Annotated in this window: 16 protein-coding genes; 6 read left to right on the top strand and 10 right to left on the bottom strand. The window is 45.6% G+C overall.

From position 1 onward, the window contains the following. Positions 1 to 33: 33 nt before the first annotated feature. Positions 34 to 606, top strand: a complete 573-nt coding sequence (locus tag H8K55_RS02760; protein WP_186940492.1) for a hypothetical protein — start codon at positions 34 to 36, stop codon at positions 604 to 606. Positions 607 to 613: 7 nt separating this feature from the next. Here H8K55_RS02760 and H8K55_RS02755 read toward each other — a convergent pair whose 3' ends face one another. The 4 genes from H8K55_RS02755 to H8K55_RS02740 form a co-directional block, all read right to left on the bottom strand. Continuing rightward, positions 614 to 1546 carry a helix-turn-helix domain-containing protein gene (locus H8K55_RS02755; protein WP_186940491.1) on the bottom strand — a complete coding sequence of 311 codons (933 nt, stop codon included), beginning with the start codon at positions 1544 to 1546 and terminating at the stop codon, positions 614 to 616. A 373-nt stretch (positions 1547 to 1919) separates the two neighbouring features. Then, a complete protein-coding gene (locus H8K55_RS02750) occupies positions 1920 to 2471 on the bottom strand; it encodes a metal-dependent hydrolase (RefSeq protein ID WP_186940490.1) in 552 nt (183 codons plus the stop codon). 91 nt (positions 2472 to 2562) lie between these two features. Beyond that, positions 2563 to 2958, bottom strand: coding sequence for a VOC family protein (locus H8K55_RS02745; RefSeq protein WP_186940489.1), 396 nt, complete (start codon positions 2956 to 2958; stop codon positions 2563 to 2565). A gap of 408 nt (positions 2959 to 3366) precedes the next feature. Continuing rightward, entirely contained in the window at positions 3367 to 4308 is a 942-nt protein-coding gene (locus H8K55_RS02740) for an NADP-dependent oxidoreductase (protein WP_186940488.1), read from the bottom strand. A 329-nt stretch (positions 4309 to 4637) separates the two neighbouring features. Between H8K55_RS02740 and H8K55_RS02735 the strand changes: the two genes are divergently transcribed. Then, entirely contained in the window at positions 4638 to 5579 is a 942-nt protein-coding gene (locus H8K55_RS02735) for a LysR family transcriptional regulator (protein WP_222612329.1), read from the top strand. A gap of 63 nt (positions 5580 to 5642) precedes the next feature. Then, on the top strand, positions 5643 to 6392 hold the full coding sequence (locus tag H8K55_RS02730) for a hypothetical protein (RefSeq protein ID WP_186940487.1): 750 nt from the start codon (positions 5643 to 5645) through the stop codon (positions 6390 to 6392). A 96-nt stretch (positions 6393 to 6488) separates the two neighbouring features. Here H8K55_RS02730 and H8K55_RS02725 read toward each other — a convergent pair whose 3' ends face one another. Continuing rightward, positions 6489 to 8183 carry a M64 family metallopeptidase gene (locus tag H8K55_RS02725; protein WP_230408459.1) on the bottom strand — a complete coding sequence of 565 codons (1695 nt, stop codon included), beginning with the start codon at positions 8181 to 8183 and terminating at the stop codon, positions 6489 to 6491. A 315-nt stretch (positions 8184 to 8498) separates the two neighbouring features. On the opposite strand from H8K55_RS02725, the gene ampC reads away from it, so the two are divergent. Further along, a complete protein-coding gene (gene ampC / locus H8K55_RS02720; RefSeq protein ID WP_186940648.1) occupies positions 8499 to 9716 on the top strand; it encodes a class C beta-lactamase in 1218 nt (405 codons plus the stop codon). A gap of 591 nt (positions 9717 to 10307) precedes the next feature. Here ampC and H8K55_RS02715 read toward each other — a convergent pair. Next, positions 10308 to 12407, bottom strand: a complete 2100-nt coding sequence (locus H8K55_RS02715; RefSeq protein WP_186940486.1) for a sulfatase-like hydrolase/transferase — start codon at positions 12405 to 12407, stop codon at positions 10308 to 10310. Positions 12408 to 12856: 449 nt separating this feature from the next. Between H8K55_RS02715 and H8K55_RS02710 the strand changes: the two genes are divergently transcribed. After that, positions 12857 to 13330 (top strand): FKBP-type peptidyl-prolyl cis-trans isomerase, encoded by a 474-nt coding sequence (locus tag H8K55_RS02710; protein WP_186940485.1) that lies wholly within the window; start codon positions 12857 to 12859, stop codon positions 13328 to 13330. Between the two features lie 174 nt (positions 13331 to 13504). Here the strand turns inward: H8K55_RS02710 and H8K55_RS02705 are convergent, their stop codons facing one another. Then, positions 13505 to 14626, bottom strand: a complete 1122-nt coding sequence (locus H8K55_RS02705) for an acyltransferase family protein (RefSeq protein WP_186940484.1) — start codon at positions 14624 to 14626, stop codon at positions 13505 to 13507. A 367-nt stretch (positions 14627 to 14993) separates the two neighbouring features. Here H8K55_RS02705 and H8K55_RS02700 point away from each other — a divergent pair, with 367 nt between their 5' ends. Then, complete coding sequence (locus H8K55_RS02700; protein WP_186940483.1) at positions 14994 to 15278, top strand: hypothetical protein; 285 nt, start codon at positions 14994 to 14996, stop codon at positions 15276 to 15278. A 315-nt stretch (positions 15279 to 15593) separates the two neighbouring features. On the opposite strand, the gene H8K55_RS02695 is transcribed toward H8K55_RS02700, so the two are convergent. From H8K55_RS02695 to H8K55_RS02685, 3 genes are all read right to left on the bottom strand, one after another. Next, complete coding sequence (locus H8K55_RS02695; protein WP_186940482.1) at positions 15594 to 16850, bottom strand: hypothetical protein; 1257 nt, start codon at positions 16848 to 16850, stop codon at positions 15594 to 15596. Positions 16851 to 17253: 403 nt separating this feature from the next. Next, the gene (locus tag H8K55_RS02690) at positions 17254 to 18222 is read right to left on the bottom strand and encodes an alpha/beta fold hydrolase (protein ID WP_186940481.1); all 969 of its coding nucleotides are present in this window, start codon (positions 18220 to 18222) and stop codon (positions 17254 to 17256) included. A 327-nt stretch (positions 18223 to 18549) separates the two neighbouring features. Continuing rightward, positions 18550 to 21186, bottom strand: coding sequence for an AAA family ATPase (locus H8K55_RS02685; RefSeq protein ID WP_186940480.1), 2637 nt, complete (start codon positions 21184 to 21186; stop codon positions 18550 to 18552). Positions 21187 to 21341: the final 155 nt, after the last annotated feature.

Genomic DNA, 21341 nt, shown 5'->3' with positions numbered 1-21341 from the left:
TTTTGCTCTCACATCCAACCCAAGGACGCATCGATGAACCCGAAAAAAATTGCCGCTTTAATGGATACCCTGATACTCACTTGTAGTCGCCAGTTTCGTTTCAATCCACGGCGGGTCGCATCCGATATGCGTTACAAAGGCACACAGGGCGAAGGTAAAAATCTGGTGCACGTGTTTAAAGACATACACACCCAATCACAAATTGATCTTGATTCTCGCTCGATGGCGATACTGCGCGAACAGCATGGCGATACGCCACATTGGGATGATGCCGAGAAAAAACGCTACTGCCAGACCGATGCCGAAATTGATGCCGAAATCGCTGCCAAGCAAGCCAGGCTTGAAGCGACCAAAGCCAGTGCCTTGTATCAGGATCACCGCGAACATTTACTTTCGCATTACAAAGGCAGTCCACATTATCAGGAAGGTCGTCCAACTGCACGCGAAGTGGCGCGTGATCTGATTGCGCAATTGAGCGCTGCGCAAGACGCACGCTTGACTGAATTTTCGGCACAAATGCAAACTAATGACCCTGAACAATTATCACATCTCTTGCTAGCACCGTGCCACATAGAGCGTGCAGCGTGGGCAGATAAAAATACTTAGTGATGACTCAATTTGCGCATCGCCTTTGCATACGATATTGCGCTGGCGGCATGCCAAATTGCGCAGCAAAGCTACGGGTGAAATGGCTGGCATTATTAAACCCGCATTCGTAAGCGATATCGACGATGCGGGCATCTTCTTGCAATAAAGCCAGACAGGCATGTTCTAAACGCAGCTTCATCATGTATTGATGCGGCGGCAATCCCATCGCACGGCGAAACTCGCGTGAGAAATGCGCTTCACTCATATTGCAGATGGCAGCAAGCTGCGCATTGCTGATCATGGCATCCAGATGCTCAGCCATAAAGGCCAAAATTTTACGCAGTCTGGCACCCGATAATCCTGACAAGCCAGATACGCCGCATGATTCGTCTTGTAACTGCGGTTTGCTATAGTGCTCTAATAAATAGCTGACCAAAATCGTCATCGCGCTGTCGCATACTTGCGTCGCTAAAGGACCTGCAATAATGCGGGCGTCTAACATCTGGTGTACAAGTTCTAATACTTGCTTATCGTGCGTGAACGAAGTTGCCGTTAAAGAGTTGTGCTTGTGATCGCCGCGCAGAGCAGCGAACTGATCGACAAAAGTAATGGGAATAAAAATATTCACAATATCGCAAGCGCTCATCCTGCGCCAACTTCCCGACTCACCCGGCGGACAAATCCGAAAGCGATTCGCTGCGATCATGCCACCCCAGATCGGGCTACCCGCATCCCAAATCCTGGCTTCCAAAGGTGCCAGCATGACGGCAATTCGATAGCAATCAGGATGAGGAAAATTCGAATGAATCCGTTCGTCTGGCCGATTGCAAGACCAGCGACCTAGCGATGCTTTAGATAAAGGCAGGGGGCCGATGCACGTGTGCAGAGGATCACTGACGCCACTTTGGTGAAACCAGTTTTGTAGTTCTTCCGTCGTATTGATCAATGCAGATGCCATGCTCAAGTCCTCAAACAGCGATTATCCAAAAAAACAGATGCGTTTAGATAGATCCAAACGCACTCAAAAGTGCACGAATATAGGTGTTGATTTGTGACTGGATTTAAGACGAATTTAATATGAATTAAGACGAATCTAATAACTAATCATAAGTTCATACCGCGAAAATTTAATTTTGAATTATTAATATATTAGCGAATAATGCGCGATAAGAAATCGTAAAGATCTCTTAAAAACAGGCTTTCTTAGTTGAATGATATGAAGGATGCAGTACGGCAAGATTGCAGATCTGCTTTTTTCTAAGAAATGATGACTAGTTGCTTGGTGAAGTTTGTCATCATTGGCAGATGAAATGGTATTGATGTCAGCCTAATTAAGCATCGACACTGGCTGCCTTACTGGAGAAATGACGATGGAGAAAACGCATCACAAAATAACTGCCTATCGCCGGAAGCCAGACCCAAACCACTTCAGAAACTAAGACATTGAAACCACGTTCGCTAAATACCCGACGCAGACTGAGTGGTGATACCTCGATGACTTGCCATGGCGCGAATATTCTTTCAGCAGAAAAAGGCCACCAAAACGCAACGCCATAACCACCATTTGTGAACATATCCAGCATGCCGTGGGAAGCCGTCGCTACAGCGACAAATGCAAAAGCAATCAATGGTGATGATTTTAAGCGACGACTAAATAGCATGGCGATCAAGCCAATTAATAGAGCAAAACAAATTGAATGACTAACACCACGGTGGCCAAAAGTGTCGGCGTAGGCGATATTTAATCGAAATGCGATCACGTCTAAGTCGGGCAGCATGGAAGCAGCAATACCACAAGCGAGCAAGCGCCGCGAAATGACACTTTGGCTCAAACCGAGGCCGATAGCTAAAGGGACGACTGCGTGAGTTAGGATAGTGGGCATGGCTTCAGAGTAATGAAGAGATTCGTTGAAAACTGGTGGACTATTTTTGGGATGGAAGTTCTAAGGGAGTTTGCCTAAAAACTTTGAGTAGTTAGCTACGCCCAATCAAATCCCATTTGTTTCCATACAAATCCACAAATACCACCACGGTTCCGTAGGCCTCTTCGCGTGGTTTTTCTGTGAAGCTGACCTTGTGCGATTCTAGGTGTTTATAGGTTTCCCAAAAATCCTCGGTTTCTAAAAACAAAAAGACACGCCCGCCAGTTTGATCGCCGACATGGGACATTTGTTCTGGCGTTGAGGCTTTTGCCAGTAGTAGTTTGGCGCCCGCAGAGCCAGCCGGAGCGACTACCAGCCAGCGTTTGTCTGGCGTGATTTGACGATCCTCTATGAGTTCGAAGCGCAGTACTTGAGTGAAATAGTTGAGGGCTTCGTCGTAGTCGCGTACTAAGTAGGCGACGTTGGCGATGGTCATTTTGTTGGTCATAGATTTCGCTTAGGAAAATGCCCCGCTCGCTCAAAGGGCGAAGGAGACGCGGTGCTTAGTGTCGCTTAGTGTCACTCAATGTCGCTCAGTTTAGCGCAAAACAGTGAGGCGTTTTCGTTGGGCTGGGTCTAATGAGAAATTAAAGCGGCTTACTGCTTGCTCACGTAACCACTATTTTTTACAAATGACGCTGCTATAGCGATAGCGGGAAAGTAGTGTTATACAGCTCCTTCCCCTTCAAGGGGAAGGCTGGGATGGGGATGGGTTCTGGTCGATCAATTTTGCGACACTAAATAGATATTTCGCGAAACTGAATCCCCCTCATCCCAACCTTCTCCCGCTTGCGGGGGAAGGAGCTTTATTCGTACTTAGACATGTAGAGCTTAAAGGAACGGCATTCGCTACCACTTATGCACTCACCTGTATCACAATCTTGCCACGTGTTCTACCAGTCGCGCTTTTAGCATGTGCAGCGGCGATATCCTTAAGGGGATAAACGCTGTCGATGATGATCTTGATTTTGCCTGCGTCGATCAATGTCGCCAACGATTGCAACTGTGCTGCGCTCGGTTGTACGAAGCAAAATAGGGGAGTTGCGCCGACTTGGGCTGCGGCTTCTTCTGAAGGTTGAGAAATGATGGAGACTAAACGACCACCGCGTTTCAGTGTTTGCCACGATTTGTCTTGGACTTCGCCACCCATCGTATCAAATACCACATCAATATCGCGCAGCGTGGAGAAATCGCTTTGCGTGTAGTCGATGACTTCATCTGCACCCAGTGCTTTGACTAGATCGCTATTTTTTGCAGAAGTGGTCGTGATCACATAGGCACCACGCAGCTTCGCTAACTGAATCGCAAACGTACCAACACCGCCAGCACCCGCATGAATCAACACACGTTCACCGGCTTGTATATTCGCGGCTTCGTATAAAGACTGCCACGCGGTTAAGGCAACCAAGGGAACTGCGGCGGCTTCTTGCCAATTGATGCTGGCGGGCTTGGCGGCAATTTCGTTGGCACGCACAGCAATGTATTCAGCATAAGCGCCATCACGACCTATATCAGGGCGGGCATAGACTGCAGCACCAGGTTTCCAGTCACTGACATTGGCACCGACGGCGACGACTTCACCGGCAAAATCCCAACCCAAGGTCAATGGGAACGTATGTGGAATAAAGTCTTTTAAATAGCCTTCACGCACTTTCCAATCCACTGGGTTGATACTGCTAGCATGGATTTTGACGAGCACTTCGTCAGGCTGAATGGTGGGTACAGGTGCGTCTTCATAAGACAAGGCTTCGGTGCCACCAAATTGATGAATACGAACGGCTTTGTGTGTGGTTTGCATGATGTTTTCCTTTTGTTGATCAATAATCTGTGATTGCGCTTTTGATAGCGCATTTAATTGCGTTTTTGCTTAATAAGGTGAATGGCGATTCACGATGAAAGCAGTCTACGCCTCACTTCATATTTGATAAACAGACTACAATTCACATTATTTGTTACACTACGTAATAATATGAGTTTGAAACACTGAAAAGAGACCTCTGCAAAACTGTCGCGAGCGGTCGAAGTTTGAATTGAGGAGCGGACCTGTGCTAGAGCACAGCGAGCACCGGAGATTCAAAATTCGGCCGCGCAGTAAGTTGTGCAAAGGTCTCGAAAATTAGGGGCAATATGGCTCGTATCACGCGTGATTTTGATCCGGTACAACTAGGCTCTATCGAGCTATTTTGTAAATCGGCGGAATTGGGAAGTTTTACTTTGGCGGCGCAGACTTTGGGACTGACACCAGCGGCGGTCAGTCGTTCGGTTGCCCGTTTAGAAGCACGTTTGCAGGTCAAGCTATTTGCCCGTACAACCCGTCACATGCGTCTGACGAATGAAGGCCAACTCTATTACGAACAATGTACACAAGCCTTGACGCAGATACGTGAGACCGAACGCACCTTAAGTGGCAAGCACAGCGATCCCAGTGGCATCTTGCGTATCAGTGCACCGACTACGTATAGCCACTATCGCTTGTTGCCCATCATGCCGCGCTTTTTTGAGCGCTATCCGCGTATCAAGATCGAATTTAATATTTCAAATCGCAATATCGATTTCATCGAAGATGGCTATGACATCGCCATACGTTTGGGCGTACCCGATGATTCGCGTCTGGTGGCGCGCAAATTGGAAGATGCCAAGCGCGGCATTTTTGTCGCACCAAGTTACCTCGCGCAGTACGGTACACCGCAGACGCCAGACGATCTGCAAGAACATCGTTGTTTGCAATTTTTGTTGCCTAGCACCGGTCGCCCTTTTCCCTGGATCATGACGATCGCTGGTGTCGAACAGGAATTTGCCTTTACCTCCAACATTAGTGTGACCGATGATGTGTTGGGGTGCGTGAGTTTGGCGAAAAGCGGTGGCGGGATTTGCCAGAGTTTTCAATACATCGTGGAAGAAGATTTGCGCCAGGGACGCCTAGTCGAGATTATGCAAGACTATACGCACGGGCAAACTCGCGCCTATTCTATGTTGTATCCGCAAAATCGATTGATGTCTGCTACGGTGCGAGCGTTTGTTGATTTTGTATTGCAGGAAATTGCACCTGCAAAAACCATAGTCGCCTAGCCTTGAAAAATGCGATGATGTTCCCACTCTATCCTAAACAACACCTTCATAAAGGAACTACCGATGGCAATCTGGAAAGCAGATATTAGCAATGAACTTGGTCAAATCGAAAACGCGATGGTTCGTGTGTCGGAAAATACGCTCAAGCCCATGCTCAATGAATCGATAGGACTAGCGAGCCAACATTTAGATCACGTGGTGGATAGAGCCAGTAGCAGTTTGAATGAGGTGGTCGAAAATGCAGGCAAGCAGCTCAATGAAAGTATAGATCGCTTGTCGTCTGAAGTGCATAGTCATCGTTCCATCACCAAAGACGACATCAAAGAATTAATTGAATTCGCCACCAATCAGATGGGGAGCATGTTAGACCAACGTATCTCCGCATTAAAAGAAGAAACCTCGGGTCTGATTAACGATAAAACTCAGATGCTGCGGCAAGAATTAGAAGATGCCGCCATCCGTAGTCGCAAGACCATGTACACCAATGCCGCCATTTCTATCGGTGCAGCTTTGTGTATGGCGGTCGTTGGTTTCTTCTACAAACAAGTATCATTAGATCAAATCGATTTGCTCTCGGTTTTTCGTATTGCCTTGTTGTCGTTGTCTGTTGGTTCTGGCATCGCCAGCATATTGAAGATCATCCAGCAATGGCGCAGCATGAGTGCATCTAAGAAAAATACGACGACGGTGGTGATTAGTTATTTGGGAGTGCTGCGTCCGAACGGCGCGATGGGATTATTTGTGTTGAGTGTCGTACTACTGATGGGATGGGGTGGATTGCTGCATTTGCCGAAGTTTTTACACCTCGGCTAACAGTCTTTGCTATCGACAAAACTCCAGTTAGTCGCCGTGTCACAGACTGCGCATCTGCACAACTGCGCGACCAGGCTGGAGTTTTCGAACAGTTCCTTATTTCGGTGGGAACGTGTACTTCACCGTGTAAGTGCCACTACCGCTATACGCTTTTACACTCGCGTAGTAGTAACCAGCAGTGCCGTTGTAGCTGATCGTTTCAGTTGAGGTGTTGCCATCGGCCTTTGCTACCTGATCCCACTTGCTGGTCGTGCCATTCCATTTATATAAAAAGAGATCAAAGTCGGTGCCAGCCGGGCCAGTCAATTTCACGACATAAGTGCCATTTCCCGCTTGCACATAATTGGGTGAAACATTCGGCACTGACACTGTCGCACCTAAAGCAATAGAGCCAGTTTGTGTGACTTCTGTGCTTGTCCCGCTTCCGTTATATTTCGCAAAAACGGCATTCGCTAAGCGCGTGTTGACCGCATGCCACGGGTTGCCCAGAGTACGCATACGTGAATTTTCTGTCGGGCGATAAATGCCGCTGGTGCAGTAATTGCCACCTTGGAATGTACCTACTGTGCCATTCGCATACATACCCACTTGCGTAGGCACTGGCGTACTGGCACTAATCAGATCACCCCATTTGGTATTGCTGCGAGTTCCCAGACGTGACACATTGCCTGGTGTTGGTTCAACGCTGGTGTCACACGTTCCGTAATCATACTCATCTGCCAAACCAAATGCAGAATGGCCGATTTCATGCAACGCAACTTCCTTAGAAGAGGGATCCATCGATACTGCAGCCACCTCGCCACCCGAACCACCATAACGCGTCGAATTAGAAATCACGACGATTTGTTCGCGCCCGTCAGCAGGCAACACTTGGCTGACAATATTTTTTACCTTAGTCACATTCACACACAATAAGCGGGCGATGTTATAGCAGCCAAATTCGCCATCCATCGCCGTATCACGATAAATACCCTTATCGATTTCATCGGCACCAGATTGATTGCTCGCAATGTCCACTCGATGAATATTGATCTTACTTAAGTTCGCGGCCAATAAAGGATCGGCCTTGAATGCTTCAATAATGGACTGCGCATCTGACTGCCACTTGGACATTTCTGCGGCTGTGTAACCGTCACCAATAAACACAAAATCAAGTTTCGATGCGGTAGAGCCATTATTTAAAATCGTCGTCAGTGTTGGCGCTGCGGCTAATGCAGTAGGTGCAGCTGCAGTCGCTTTCTGCAGCTTGGTGCTGCTAATTAAACTTTGTATCTGAGTGCGATCAAGTCGTATCACAGGTGACGCAAAACCTTGTTGCGCAGCTTGTGCTGCTGTCAGTTGTGGCAGCACTTGGATGCTGGCGATATCGACGCCAAAAGGCATGGATACGTCCATAGTTGTGCGGGCTTGCGTGACAGTTTCTGCATGTTTGATCGCACCAGTTTTAGGATCAAAGGTTTCTAGCAAGCGATGCAAGCGATTCGGTACCACAACTTCATGCACGATTTCTCCTTGCAAATTACGGGCTACCACGCGCAATTGACTGCCATTGGCATGTGCGGGTAGCGATTTTGTCAATGCAAAATTGCCGAATTCAGCTTGCAAAGGCGTAATCGCTAACTCAGTCTTAGCGATCCGCCCCGGTTTAAGTTCAATTTGTAAATTAACATTTTGCGCGTAGGCCAGATTGGCGCTAGCTGCCAGGCCAGTAACACTGAGCAAACTTACTATCCCCATTAAGTTTGAACGTATTAAGTTTGACCGTGCTAAGTTTGATTGTTTTGGTTTCATACTGCCTCCAGGTTTTTTTATAGGTGTTGTAACGACTAAGCTCCATCACACTGCACTAAACGACAAGCTGATACCGGCATTGATGGTCAATTCAGTGTCCGAGGATTGGGACATTGATGCGTGACAAATCCTGCGCAAATTGCATAAAACTGCTGTCACCGCGTGAAGTTGTGGCGTAGAAGTCGCGAAATTGCTTGTGCTTCGGCTTTACATTTGTTTGACCAATGCTGTGGTGCAAGGTTTACAATTCTTTCTGTTCAAATCGATCACAAAACAAAAAAGGAATATCCCGTGATTCATGTGCCCGCTATTCGTATGACCGTTATTGCTCGCCGTCAACTTACTCTGTTGATTGCTGCCAGTGTTTTATCTTTATCCAGTCAAGCTGCCATACATTCTGCTAATGAAGCTCCCAAAGCTGCAGCCGAAGTTGAAGATAAGGCCCGCCATATCGTCGATAAAGAAATCAAAGCCTTGATGCATCAACACGCTATCCCCGGCATGGCAATCGCTTTGATGGTTAATGGGCAAGCAATGTACTTCAACTATGGCGTCGCATCGAAAGAAAAAAACATACCAGTCAGTGATAAAACACTCTTTGAACTCGGCTCTGTCAGCAAAACTTTCACCGCAACGCTGGGCAGCTACGCGCAAGAGTTAGGTAAATTGTCCTTAGAAGATCATCCAAGTAAATTCATACCGCAACTGCAAGGCACGGCGATCGACAAAGCAAACCTGAAAAATTTGGCCACTTACACTGCAGGCGGCTTGCCTTTGCAAATGCCTGACGACGTTGTCAATGACTCTGTAAATGCAGGCATGCTCAATTATTTTCAACAATGGAAACCAAGTGCTGCGCCCGGCACAGCGCGTGAATATTCGAATCCCAGTATCGGCCTATTTGGGCATCTCACTGCGCTAGCATTAAAGAGCAATTTCGCGGACGCGATGGAAACGCAGTTATTTCCAAAACTAGGTTTGCATCACAGCTATATCCGCTTCCCAGAATCGGCAATGCCGGATTATGCCTGGGGTTATAGGCTAGACAAAGACGAACTGAAACCAGTGCGTGTCAATCCTGGTGTGTTCGCCGATGAAGCCTACGGTGTGAAATCGAATAGCGTCGATATGCTACATTTTGTGCAATTGAATATCGATAGCAAGTCACTTGACGCGTCAACTTCACGTGTGATTGCTGGTACGCATATTCCGTATTTCAGAATCGGCGAAATGGGGCAGGGCTTGGGCTGGGAACAATACCCTTATCCGATTTCTTTAAAGCGGCTATTGGCCGGCAATTCTGAACAAATGATTTGGGAGCAGAACCAGGCACAAGAAATCATGCGCTCCAAGCTACACTATGCAGCGCGATTATTTAATAAGACGGGATCGACCAATGGCTTCGGTGCCTATGTTGTCTTTGTTCCGGAATTAAGAATAGGCATCGTGATGTTAGCAAATAAAAATTATCCTATTCCCGCTCGTATCAAGGCGGCACATGCGATTCTGACGCAACTTAGCAAATTGAAGTAAAGACACCGATGGTGAAGTAAATATTTCGATTGGCGAGTTGGGTTGATCCCATAGTTGACTCTATAAGGGGCAATCAAAGTTCAAAATTAGCCGTAAGCTAAATGGAAATTTTGTTCTCTCCTTCTTCAAGGCACAGGTATCTACATAAGTTGAATAATCAGAGAAAATAATTACTGTCGATCCTGCCCTCGACTCAAACATTCGAAGGCAAGCTCTACGCAGGAACGACATACTCTGCTGTTATTTCGTTTTTTTCTTCTTTCATAGTTTCACAAGTCGGTGTTCGGTTTAAGCCCCTTCTCCCGCAAGCGGGAGAAGGCTGGGATGAGGGTGGTTCAGCTTAGCGAAATGCTTGTGCAATCAGGTTTCTGTGAATTTAAACGCACTAGTAGACTTAGTTCACACCCGCTCGACCTCCCTCATCCCCAACTCTTCTCCCGCTCGCGGGAGAAGGGAGTTTAGTCAACAAAATTTAAATCGCTTGCATTTGTGTAGATACCTATGCCGTCAAGGGGGAGGGCAAGGGTGTGAATGAATTTGGTTCAAATATGAACCAAGCAGACTCCACCACCTATCCCGACCTGACCCGCGCTAAATCAAACTAGCACTAGGATACTCACTAGGATACGGCGACAACAAACGCGCTTCTTGTTTCGCTAATTCTGCCCGCATGTACTTTGCAATAATGGTGACCAAATCAGCACTTAAACCCTTAGGTAAGGTCGGTGCAGGTGTCGGAAACACGCCGTCATACACCAATAAATTCACTGCCTCAATCGGATCATGCTGCAGGTTGTAGAGCTCCCATTGATCTGGCACGGGTTGTTTACTCCACGGATCGCAATAACGCACCAACTTCCATTCTGCCGAACGTAGAGCGCGTACATGCGCTGGTTGCACGACCGGTCCCGCAGTGAGTTCGGGTACGTATGCATGAGTTTCATTACCAGTAGGTGCTGTGCGTAATAGATTCACTGTTGCGGCATACACCGCATATTGTTGCCATGATGCCGTATTGTGTGGATCATCATCTTTTGGTAATGGTTCTGTAATCATGTCATCGGTCGCAAATAACACACCTATGCGTTCGCTACCATCAGGGTTGCGCACCGGACCTTGACCCGTCGTAATCACTGGCAATAAATTTGCACCAGGCAAAGGCGCGGCTTTGTGCGTCTTGGATAAGCTACGGCGCGCACGTTCTACCTGCTCTGATTGTGCGCCTGTCAATGCCAATAAGGTCGGCAATAAATCGATATGACTAGTTTGCGCATTAATTGCGATCGGTGTATCAGTGGATGCATTGTAAGTCGGTGAGCTAATCAAAAAAGGAACATGCACGACTTCTTGATAAGCGCCATGCCATTTTTCAATTTGCATACCATGCGCAGCGCCAAATTCACCGTGATCAGAGGCAAACACGACGATAGTATTTTCACGTAGACCAGCTTCTTCCAGTGTCGTCAGCACATTCAAGATATGTCTGTCGACCATAGAAATCATATACGCGTAATACTGCAAAAATCCTACCGAAGCAGGATCCGCTTCTTTTTGCAACTGAAATGGAATGGTTGATGCCAGTGTCGCTTTTACCGCATTCGCTAATACATCTTGTGGCGTGCCACCGATGCCTTGCGCTATGGCCAATCCCGTCTTAGCTGCTAAACCCAGCGCCACTTTATACGAAGCATCAAATTGTGCACGCGGTTTATTATTCAGCAGATTTTCATTCTGCGTTGCTGAAGCGCTAGCGCAGTTTTGCGGTAAACCAGTTGGGTTCAATGGCACGTGAAAAGTCCCATCCTTTGGCACGGCACTAACCGTTCCCTGGCTAGGAATTGGCACTGAACCACCGGGGCCTATCAATTCTTGCACAGTCACCGATGCTCCCGGATCAGCTGGCATCAAGGCTCGCGGCAAAGTCGGGTAGGTTGCAATATCATGCGGATTAGTGAACGAACATACCGCAAAAAATGGCGCTGGTGTAGGCACAAAACTTTGATTCGGATGTCTGTCACCAGCAGCGCTGCTGGCGCGAGAGTAAGGCACACCCAGACCACGACGACGCAAGAAAGAACAAGCCAGATCGGCAAATTGATAATCGCGATAGACGCCCATATTATTCGTTAAAGCACCATGTGGCTCTGGCCAAGACATTTCCCAATCGCCAAAACCATAAGCCTCTAAAGAATGGTCGGCAGGATCACTCACATGCCATTTTCCAAAATAATGAGTGGAATACCCCAGCTCACGGAAATAATCGCCCGCAGTCGGCGCGCCATTCGCCGGCAACCACGGGAAGTTAGACGCATCCCCATTCTTAAACAAGCCATCGGTTTGTGTCACCCCAGTGCGCGGACCATACTGCCCCGTCATAATGCTGGCACGACTAGGGATGCAGGCAGATTCCGCAATCGTGTGATCAGTGAACACCGTGGCGTATTCACGCAGCTTACAAAAGCCCGGATAGTGCTGCTTAAACTGATTGCCTTCTAGGCTATTAACAAACGACAGAATGTTCTTGATATCTTGGTTAAAGCCTCCCTGATCAGCATTTGTATTTGGGTAATACAACTGATCCACCATGATCATCAAAATATTCGGTCGCGCATCACGCTGCGCCGCGATCTCTTGAAGTTGATCCAAAATTGCTTGATTGCCATCAGTACCACTTTGCAGTTTGTCTTGCATGAATGCCTCCGTGTGCAGGTTAGCTGGGTTTGCGGATAGGCCGGATATTTGATCAAATTGAAAAGATAATGATAGAACTCTGGCTTTTCCGAATGTTTAGAAAAGTTAGCAAGTAGCATGCCAAAGCGGAGCCAAATCATGCTTCAAGAGTGGCGCTAAGAGTGGGATCAAAAGGAGGTGAAAAGCCCTATGATTTAAGATTCCCTCTCCCGCGAGCGGGAGAGGGCTAGGGTGAGGGTAGTTCAGAAACCTGATAGAAAATAAAAATGAAGTCCAAAGGCAGAGGACAAAAATTTTTGAAAAATGTATATCAAACAACAAAGGATTATATGAAAAGTAAAATCAAGACGGGCTTACACGTAATTCACATGCCAAGTTAGTTTGATGTCCCAAAATTCCGCCATAGGTTAAGATACTGCCTTTTCACATCTTCAACTGAGACCAGTATCATGATCATCGATAAAGACAGCGCAGTCACCATTCGCCTCACCGTGACCGACGGCACAGGCCGAGTATTAGAAAGCGGCAAGACCCCAGTCGCTTACCTACACGGATACGACAACCTCTTACCAAAAATCGAAGAAGCCCTGCAAGGTCAAGAAATCGGCTTCAAATCGAATATGAACTTGACTCCAGAAGACGCATTCGGTGTACGTGATGAAAGCCTGCTCAGAACGATTTCCAAAAAAGATTTCCCACCAGGCGTTAAAGTCGGCGGTGTGATGCAAGGCTATAACGATGCTGGCGAAGAGACCGTGTATACCGTTCTCAAAATCAAAGGTGATCAAGTCATGTTAGACGGCAATCACCCACTCGCAGGCAGTTCGCTCAAAGTTAGCGTGCAAGTGTTAGACATACGTGCGGCCACTGCGGAAGAAGTCGCCCATGGTCACGTGCATGGCGAACATGGGCATCATCATTGATTCGATTTTTCATCGAATTTTCATTGATTTCTGATTGATTTTAGTCGGCGTTGGGACTAAGTTCACATAATAAGTTCACATAAGAAAAAGAGCCTTGCAAAATATTTTGCAAGGCTCTTTTTCTTTTCGTTACGATCAATGTAGTCTTGATTATCTGCGCTTGACATAAGGCGATCAAAGAATTTTTCTAGCACCAGGCAATTTAACCAACAAGGCAGCCACACCAAAACTCAAGATCAGACTAGCGCCACCAACTAAGAAAAATAAGCTCAGCGAATAATCTTTCCAAGCCTGCATTAACACACCCAAGCCAACCACAATCGGCGCATGAATAATAAACGCGGCATAGCACAGCGGCGCTAGTTTTTTCCACAACGCACTAGGGTTTGCAGATACACGAAAGCGCCATAACAACATCAACATAATCCCACACGCCACAAACGGTTCCCACATCGCATACGCAAAAGCGGGCATAGTCCAACCACCATTCACGTGAAACGTACCGCCCTTCAAAGCACCGCTCAAAATGGCGTAGACAAACAAACTAGGTATCGTCAACAAACTAATCCAGCCCCAAGGCAAGGCCAGCTTCTTATCAATGTTCTCCAACAAACGCGCTTGCGCCGCCGCACATCCAAAAAAGAACAACAAGATGTAAGACGCAAAATAACCAATCTGCAATAAGCCGCGCTCTTGCCCTGTCGGTACCCACAGACGCAAAGCAAATGCACCCAAACCCCACACCACTAAAAAGAGCACGATCCAAGCATGACTGAGAACCGCAGGCGATAAATTCCAGCGCAATTTAGGCAAGAGCAAACGCAAAGTCATGTAGGCCACAGAAAAAATCAACAAGGCATACGCAAACCACAACGGGCCAATATTAAAATCCACGCGCGACATCAGATACCACCAAAACGACCACACCGTTTCACCCGCAGGCGTCTCCGCCAGCGCATTAGTCAAAGGCCCCAACACAAAACCAAACACAAGCACAGGCACACCCAGACGCAACAAGCGATCAGTCAAAAATTGCCGAGCACCCTTACTCTCAAAAGAGCGCGTACTAAAATAGCCCGCCAACAAAAAAAACATCCCCATAAAAAATGTCTGATTTACGGAGCAAAACAAAGTCAGCAATAAACCCGAAGCCATACCGCCAGCCTTATACCGCAAATACCAGCCACCCTCAGCTCCATACATAATCGCCGTATGATGAAGAATCACCAAAGCCGTTAGCAGCACGCGAATGCGATCCAGAAAATCAGTTCGTGAAGTTGGTATCGTGTTTGTCATCGTCATCCTTTTTTTGCGCTAAATGAGATCAATTCGATTATTGATTTGTTATGCTAAAGACAGTGATCAGATATTGAAATCAGAATGTGGTGAAATGGGTGTGAATTGGGGTGAAGTGGACATGTCCCCTCTCCCGCAAGCGGGAGAGGGCTAGGGTGAGGGGAGTTCAGCATCAGCAAACTCGTCGTAAGACATAAATCGGCCTGACCACAAACAGCGTATATACGCCAGCCCATAATCCCAGCATTGCGTCTCCAAGTCCAATTTCCACAAGCAATTAACAAACCAACATTTGAAGCCTGCAACAAAGCTGCTAAGCTGAGCTAAACCTCTTGGTGGTCCCCCTAAGGCAGAAAGGATGTGCGCGATGGCGATTTGTATCGGATCGTCATGTGCTTATGGTGGCGTCGAAGCAATGCGGGCTTACCAGCAGCAAGTATTGCGCGCAGATCAAGACAAAACCCTCTTGGAACAACGCCGAGAAGTCCAACAAGAGTTAGACAAAAAATCAATCAAAGACGCCGCCTTATCTGGCATCCCCCCGATCAGCGATCTCCCAGCCTTCCAGCAAGTCAATCAAGTCTCGCCAGTAGACGTCTCCTTGGGTCTAGCGAATGCCGCAATTGGCACGACGATCAATACGTTTGCATGATAAAAAAAATAGGTCGGGTACAACCAGTGCAGCCAGAAAATCGAGCAACCCACGCCGCCAACACCTTAAGTAACCCAGCTCAAGCTATGAACAGCAAGACTCCCACCTTAGGTGCAACGCTCTTAGCTCCTTCCCCTTCAAGGGGAAGGTTGGGATGGGGATGGGTTTCGGTTGAACTCGTAGAGTTATTTTCACACTGCAATGATCAAGCCTTCACAAAAAGTAGGGCGGGTGCAACCCGCGCCGCCAACACGTCAAGCAACCCAGCTCCACGTATGAGCAGCGCGCCTTGCATCCATCCAAAGCGACAGAATTTCAATCCTCAAACGTAAACCGAAACTCCCCTTTGGGTAACATCAATTTGGGAACAGGCTTACCCGCTTCAACGATCACAGCATCAACCGGCACGGCATCGATCATTTCGTTAAAGCGATAAGCATAAATCACACGACGACCACGCTCCGGTAATAAATGTTGTGGCACGTCGGTTGGCAACAAACCCGCCAATATCGACAGCCATTCATATCTGTGCGTGAGTGGATCTATCTTGTAACTGGGATGAATGACCTGTATATCGACCCGCGCCTGATACCGTCCAAAAACTTCATAAGCGGATTGTCCAGATTGAAGAACGAAGGCGTTTTGCAGATCATGCTTTTGTATTGCAGGCAGATACAACGGATGGTTGTAGTTGGCAGCAGTGTGTTCATAGAGAGTCGTTTGATCGATACTCAATGGATCTATGTTCGTCAATTTTTGCAGATACTCCGTCATGAAAATAGTTTGACTAGCGTCGTTATGACGTTTCATCCCGTGACCATGACCTACATAAATGAATACTTTCGCCTTAGGATTGTGCGCAAGTGTGGCAGCAATGATGTTACTAGCTTGCCTTGTTTCTCGCAGTATTTCGTTCTGTTCCGCGGTGAGTGCTTTATCGAACTTCAATTCGTCGTAGTGAACAAACTTCCATCCATCATTCGCCGCGTCACGCAAAAAATTCGCATACATTGGCTCTTGCGTATAGTAGCCAGTACTTTGTTTCAAGTACTCAGTATCAAAAGCCTCTTCACAGGTTTCACATGCCAGAAATTCATAACCGATTTTGCGCAACTCACGCGCTAGCTTCATGGCAAAAGCACGATGCAAGGGCATTTGATGCGCTTCATTTAAAATCACAATCTGACGCGATTGCGCCTCCGCTACAATAGCTGCAATCGCATCCATGGCCTGTGCATTGTGCAGTCTATCCAAATCACCAGCCTGAACTGAGCCTATCCGATTAGATAAGACCGTCCAACGATCAAAACTCTCCATCGCACCAAAAGCATCGCCGACAAAAGTACGTATCGTACCGAGTCGTTGTAATGGACCGCTTAGGTAATTGAGTGGGTTTTTGGCGGGATCATTTTGAAGCTGCAATTCAGCTTCAGCGAGTTTGGTTTCGGCAAGTTTCAGTTGTTCAAATTTAGGGCGCTTCCAAAGCGGAATGTCGTCATTGGGATTGGCAATAGCTAAGCTAGCTAAAAATAGCGAGACGGCGAGTAGGCTAGTTCGAATGAATACTGTCATGCGATGGTGTCAACGATCAAAGAATGATGAGGAAAATCTAGAAACAACTCTAGACACAACGAATGAACAATAAAGGCGTTCGCGCTGCATATCAAGTTAATTCATTCAAACTGACTTCATCCTTACATTTTAAAGAATGATATTCGCACTACTTAGCCAATGTAGCGCTCTTAGCTCCTTCCCCTTCAAGGGGACGGCTGGGATGGGGATGGGTTTTGGTTGAAATCTTAGAGTTTCACACAGTAATGATCAAGTACAAAAAAGTAGGGCGGGTACAACCCGCGCCGTCAACACGTCGAGCAACTCAGCTCAACTTATGAACAGCGCGGGTTGCCCCCGCCCTATAAATTTTGATACCTACACGATCAACTATCGCCAGTAATCTTTACTTCTCAGCGAATTCTTATAACACACCAATAATCACATTCTGAAACCTCTCAGCCTCGTCCTGATGAATCTGATGCCCAGAGTTTTCAAACATAAACAATGCTTTCTTCGGCGCTTTCAATGCTTTGAAATAATCGACCGTAATCGCCGTCGAAGTTTGAATATCGTTCTTCCCCACGAAAAAATAAATCGGACAATCAACTGACTTCAAAGTCTTAGGCAAATCAATCCGCGTCACTTCGTTCCAAACCGGCGACCAAGTTTTTGACCATTGCAGAAAACCCGTTTTAAAACCCTCACTAGTCGCAAACGCTTTACCCTCTTTAAAAAACAGCCACTTCCTTAAATAGAACATATCTTCATCAACGACAGAAGGCATACTCACAGTCGCCAATTCTTTAGTCGCGACCTCGTTGTCTTTGAAATGATTCTTCAAAATAACCAACAACTCTTTTTCACTCGCGAGCTGGCTCACCACAGGATTAGAAGCAAAGTAGCCATGCAATAACTCAGGATGATTCTTCACAATATAAAAGCCCAAAACATTACCCCAAGAGCTACCCAACAAATAGATCTTTTCTTGCTTCAACTCTTTTCTAATAAATTGGATGACCTCAAGCGTGTCCTTCTCCATCAACGCAACGGAAGGCTGAACAGGCGAAGGATTCAATTTCAAAGTCTTACCCGCATCACGCTGATCCCACTGCACAATCGTAAACCTGCTTTTCAAAAGTGAAGTAAAAGCAGGCGCACCATTGATCATAGAACTACCAGGTCCGCCAGATAAAAAGAGCAAAACCGGCTTACTCGCATCATCCGTTTTGATCTCCACAACCTGCTTGATGCCACCAATGTCGGGTGTTAAGGTTTTGTCGATTTTTACTGGGGCAGTTTGGGATGGAGGTTCTTTTGAATCTTGGGCTTTGGATTCGCTGAATGGGATGGCGATCGTGAAAAAAACGGCTAATAGGAATTTATTGATCATGGGTTTTTTGGGGGAGTGAATGTTTACAAGGTTAGCCTGCCTTGGTGAGAGTAAGTATTTTTGTTTTAGTTCCTTTTGGCTTTTTAGTTTAATCGTTAGCCTTTGCCGTTAACTCTCTGTCCCTATCATTTACCAGTTTATTTTTTGTTGAACCCTAATCCACATAATTCTTGTCAATGTAATAGCGTGAAGTAAATGGGTGCTTTGCTCCTAGATCGTGGAGTTGTTTGAAAAATTAATATCAAGCTGTCTTTTTGGCTCGCGTTCATTTACCCACCTCTGTCGACTTGATGTGAACCGTTATGCATGATGTGGTGTTGCGTAATTTTATGTGCGTTTTTCAAATTCTGTAATCCAATCAATCATACCTTTCACATCCTTAGTTAATTCCTCTGGAGATGGTATTGTGATTGGAATTTCAATGGGTTGTGAGTGCTCAAAGCACGAATATCTAGTCATCATTTGATCAATTAGATCACAATCACTTTTCTGTATTTTAGCCAATGAACCTAACTTCCCCATTGTTTGAAGTGATCGTCGAAAACGTGAAACAACATCGTTAAGCAAAATTGTCTCGACACATCGTTCAGTCAAAATTCGAAAATCTGTGCATGCTGCTTTTGCTTGAATCTCGTAATTTTCAACTTCGTTATTATCATAAGCCTTACGAAGTTTCGGTAAAATATGGTCGTGAATATGTTGAATAGCGGATTTCAGTTTTTTTTCACGTAGCTTAATTTCACCAACTATTCCAACATTTTTCCCCATGCGATGTAAGCCAGTTAAACTCATTTGAATAGGTGGATTATCTTGTGCCTCTGCAGATTTTGCGATACGTTGTACTGCATCGTCTAGCAGTACCAGTAAAGATAGTCGATGAGTAAATACAATTACTTGACGTGTTTTGGATAATTCAGCTAGCCGTTCAACTACTTTTTCTTCAAAGTCTTGATCGAGTGATGAGATTGGATCGTCGAAAACAAACGGAGTAGGTTGACCTGAGCCTGTAATGTCAGCGAGAAATGCGGCCAATGACACAATTCTAGTCTCACCTTCACTTAATATAAGATTAGTAGAGACAGGCTTATTGGTGCCGATTAATTTTAATTCAAACTTTATTTTTCCTTTTCCTTCCGGCACAGATGTGGGTGAGACAGGAATTCTTTCCCCGCCTAGATATTTAAGTTCATCATAGAATCGCTTTTGATACCCAAGCGATAATTCCTCTTTCGTTAATTCATTTTTCTTAGAGGTAAGTGCATTGGTTTTGCATAATGCTTCAGCGCTTTCAAATCTTTTGATCTCTTGTTTGCGAACTATTTCCTGTTCAACCGCTACTCTATTTTGAATCAGCCATTCTCTTGCCTTTAGCTCGTTCAGTTGCTTTTCATATACTGTCCGTTTATCAGCCTGTTGTAGTTCGATGAATGTTGCTTCTTCCTTAATAAGTTGTTGTTCATGTATGCCTACTTTTTGGTCAAATTCACTCCAATCGATAGCGGTAAGTTGTCCCATCTCGGATATACCCGCAATCAATTCATACTGTGCATTAATAGCCTGAAAAATGGCTCCGGCGATTGATGGATCAACATTTAAGATTTCTATCTTGGAATTCCAATCTTCCTTTTTGATTAAGGAGGGAAAAGCATCGATTGCCGCCTTGAGTAAATTTTCAGCTTTTTTTGCTGATGCTTCGAGGTTTCCTTTTACATAAGACTCAAATCCAGTTAACCTCAGTTTTGCGTCCTCATTAAGTTCCTGTTGGCATAGAACACACCGACTATCGTTACCGATCATCGGAAAGTGATGCTCGGGATATGCGAGATCATTGGAATATTTTCTAGCTTCTTCCCACATTAATTTCCACGAATCTTGCCCAACTCCCGTCAATGATGCGTTTGCAAATATTTTATCGGCATCTTCAGTTGCAACTTTTCGTTTGTCTTTGGCATCCTTACGAAGCGAAATTAGTTGCTCAAATTTTTCATTTGCTAATCCATTTTTTAATGTTTCAAATTCAGTCTTGAGTTGCGTTACTCTCTGTTTGGTCTGAGCTAGTTGCTTGAGTTTTCCAGCTACGTCTGATTGCTTCATTAATAATTCCAGACGTACACGCTCCGCACTTTCTTCTGTTGTCATCGCGCAAGCCTTGTCAATTGCAGTTGACAGTGTTTTGTGATTCAGTGAATTGATAAATTCCTTAACAGAAGTTGCCACAAATTCTGTTGGCATCTGTGGCATTGCACTTATCAGTATATTTTTCTTATTACCTAGTAATTCTGCGACACGATCACAAATCGCAATGAGCGTAGAAATAAATCGCATCCTTCGAGGTTCATAGCATGCTTCATTTTTAGCATTAATATAAGAAGCCGCTGTATGGCTATCAAATATGTGTACATGTCGAAGCTCATTTAGCGGAGCCATTGATAAAGACCAAGATAAATTCTTCTGTACACCTGCTGATGTTATGGATATTTCGACTGATGGATTGATAGTAGTCGTCGAAAAAACATTTGGCAGAAGATCTTGTTTCATCGAGGATCCACATGCATGTTTCAACAATCGCGCATAGCCAGATTTTCCTGAACCGTTATTACCATATACAACGTGTAAATTTGATGTCCCAAATACGAGTTTCGAATCACTAGAGATAGCATTTACGCCAACAACTTTGTCAAGCTTATCAATGTGCATCAACGTTGACACTGTTGGTTGGTTAAATGAACCAGTTGGGATGCTTGCAAAGACGGCATCATGCGTTTTTATAGCTTCTTTAAAACATAGATCAGTTAATGCAATTAATGCAGCATCGTCCGGTTTAGTTTGCTTATGAAGTAAGTCGGCGGCTGCTGTTTGGAGCCATTTAGGTCTTTCTGATAGCCAAGTCTCAAATGACGATAGATTATTCAGCGGTAATGTCGAAGAATTTTCAGGGCAAGAGTCAATGTCTATTTTTATCATTTTTAACAATCATAATTAATGGTAGCTATTGTCACTTCTGCAAAAGAAGTAACTCATATTACTTTTCAATTTCTTCTTGGATTTTTTAAGGCCTATCTATACATTACAGTCAATGATGGTTGCTATTGAATTTCAACCTAGAAAAGAGAGCAATT

The sequence above is a fragment of the Affinundibacterium flavidum genome (assembly GCF_014284175.1).
In the GTDB taxonomy this organism is placed as follows: domain Bacteria; phylum Pseudomonadota; class Gammaproteobacteria; order Burkholderiales; family Burkholderiaceae_D; genus Undibacterium; species Undibacterium flavidum.
The sequence above is the reverse complement of the archived record's forward strand: the minus strand, read 5'-3'. Positions and strand labels throughout refer to the sequence as shown.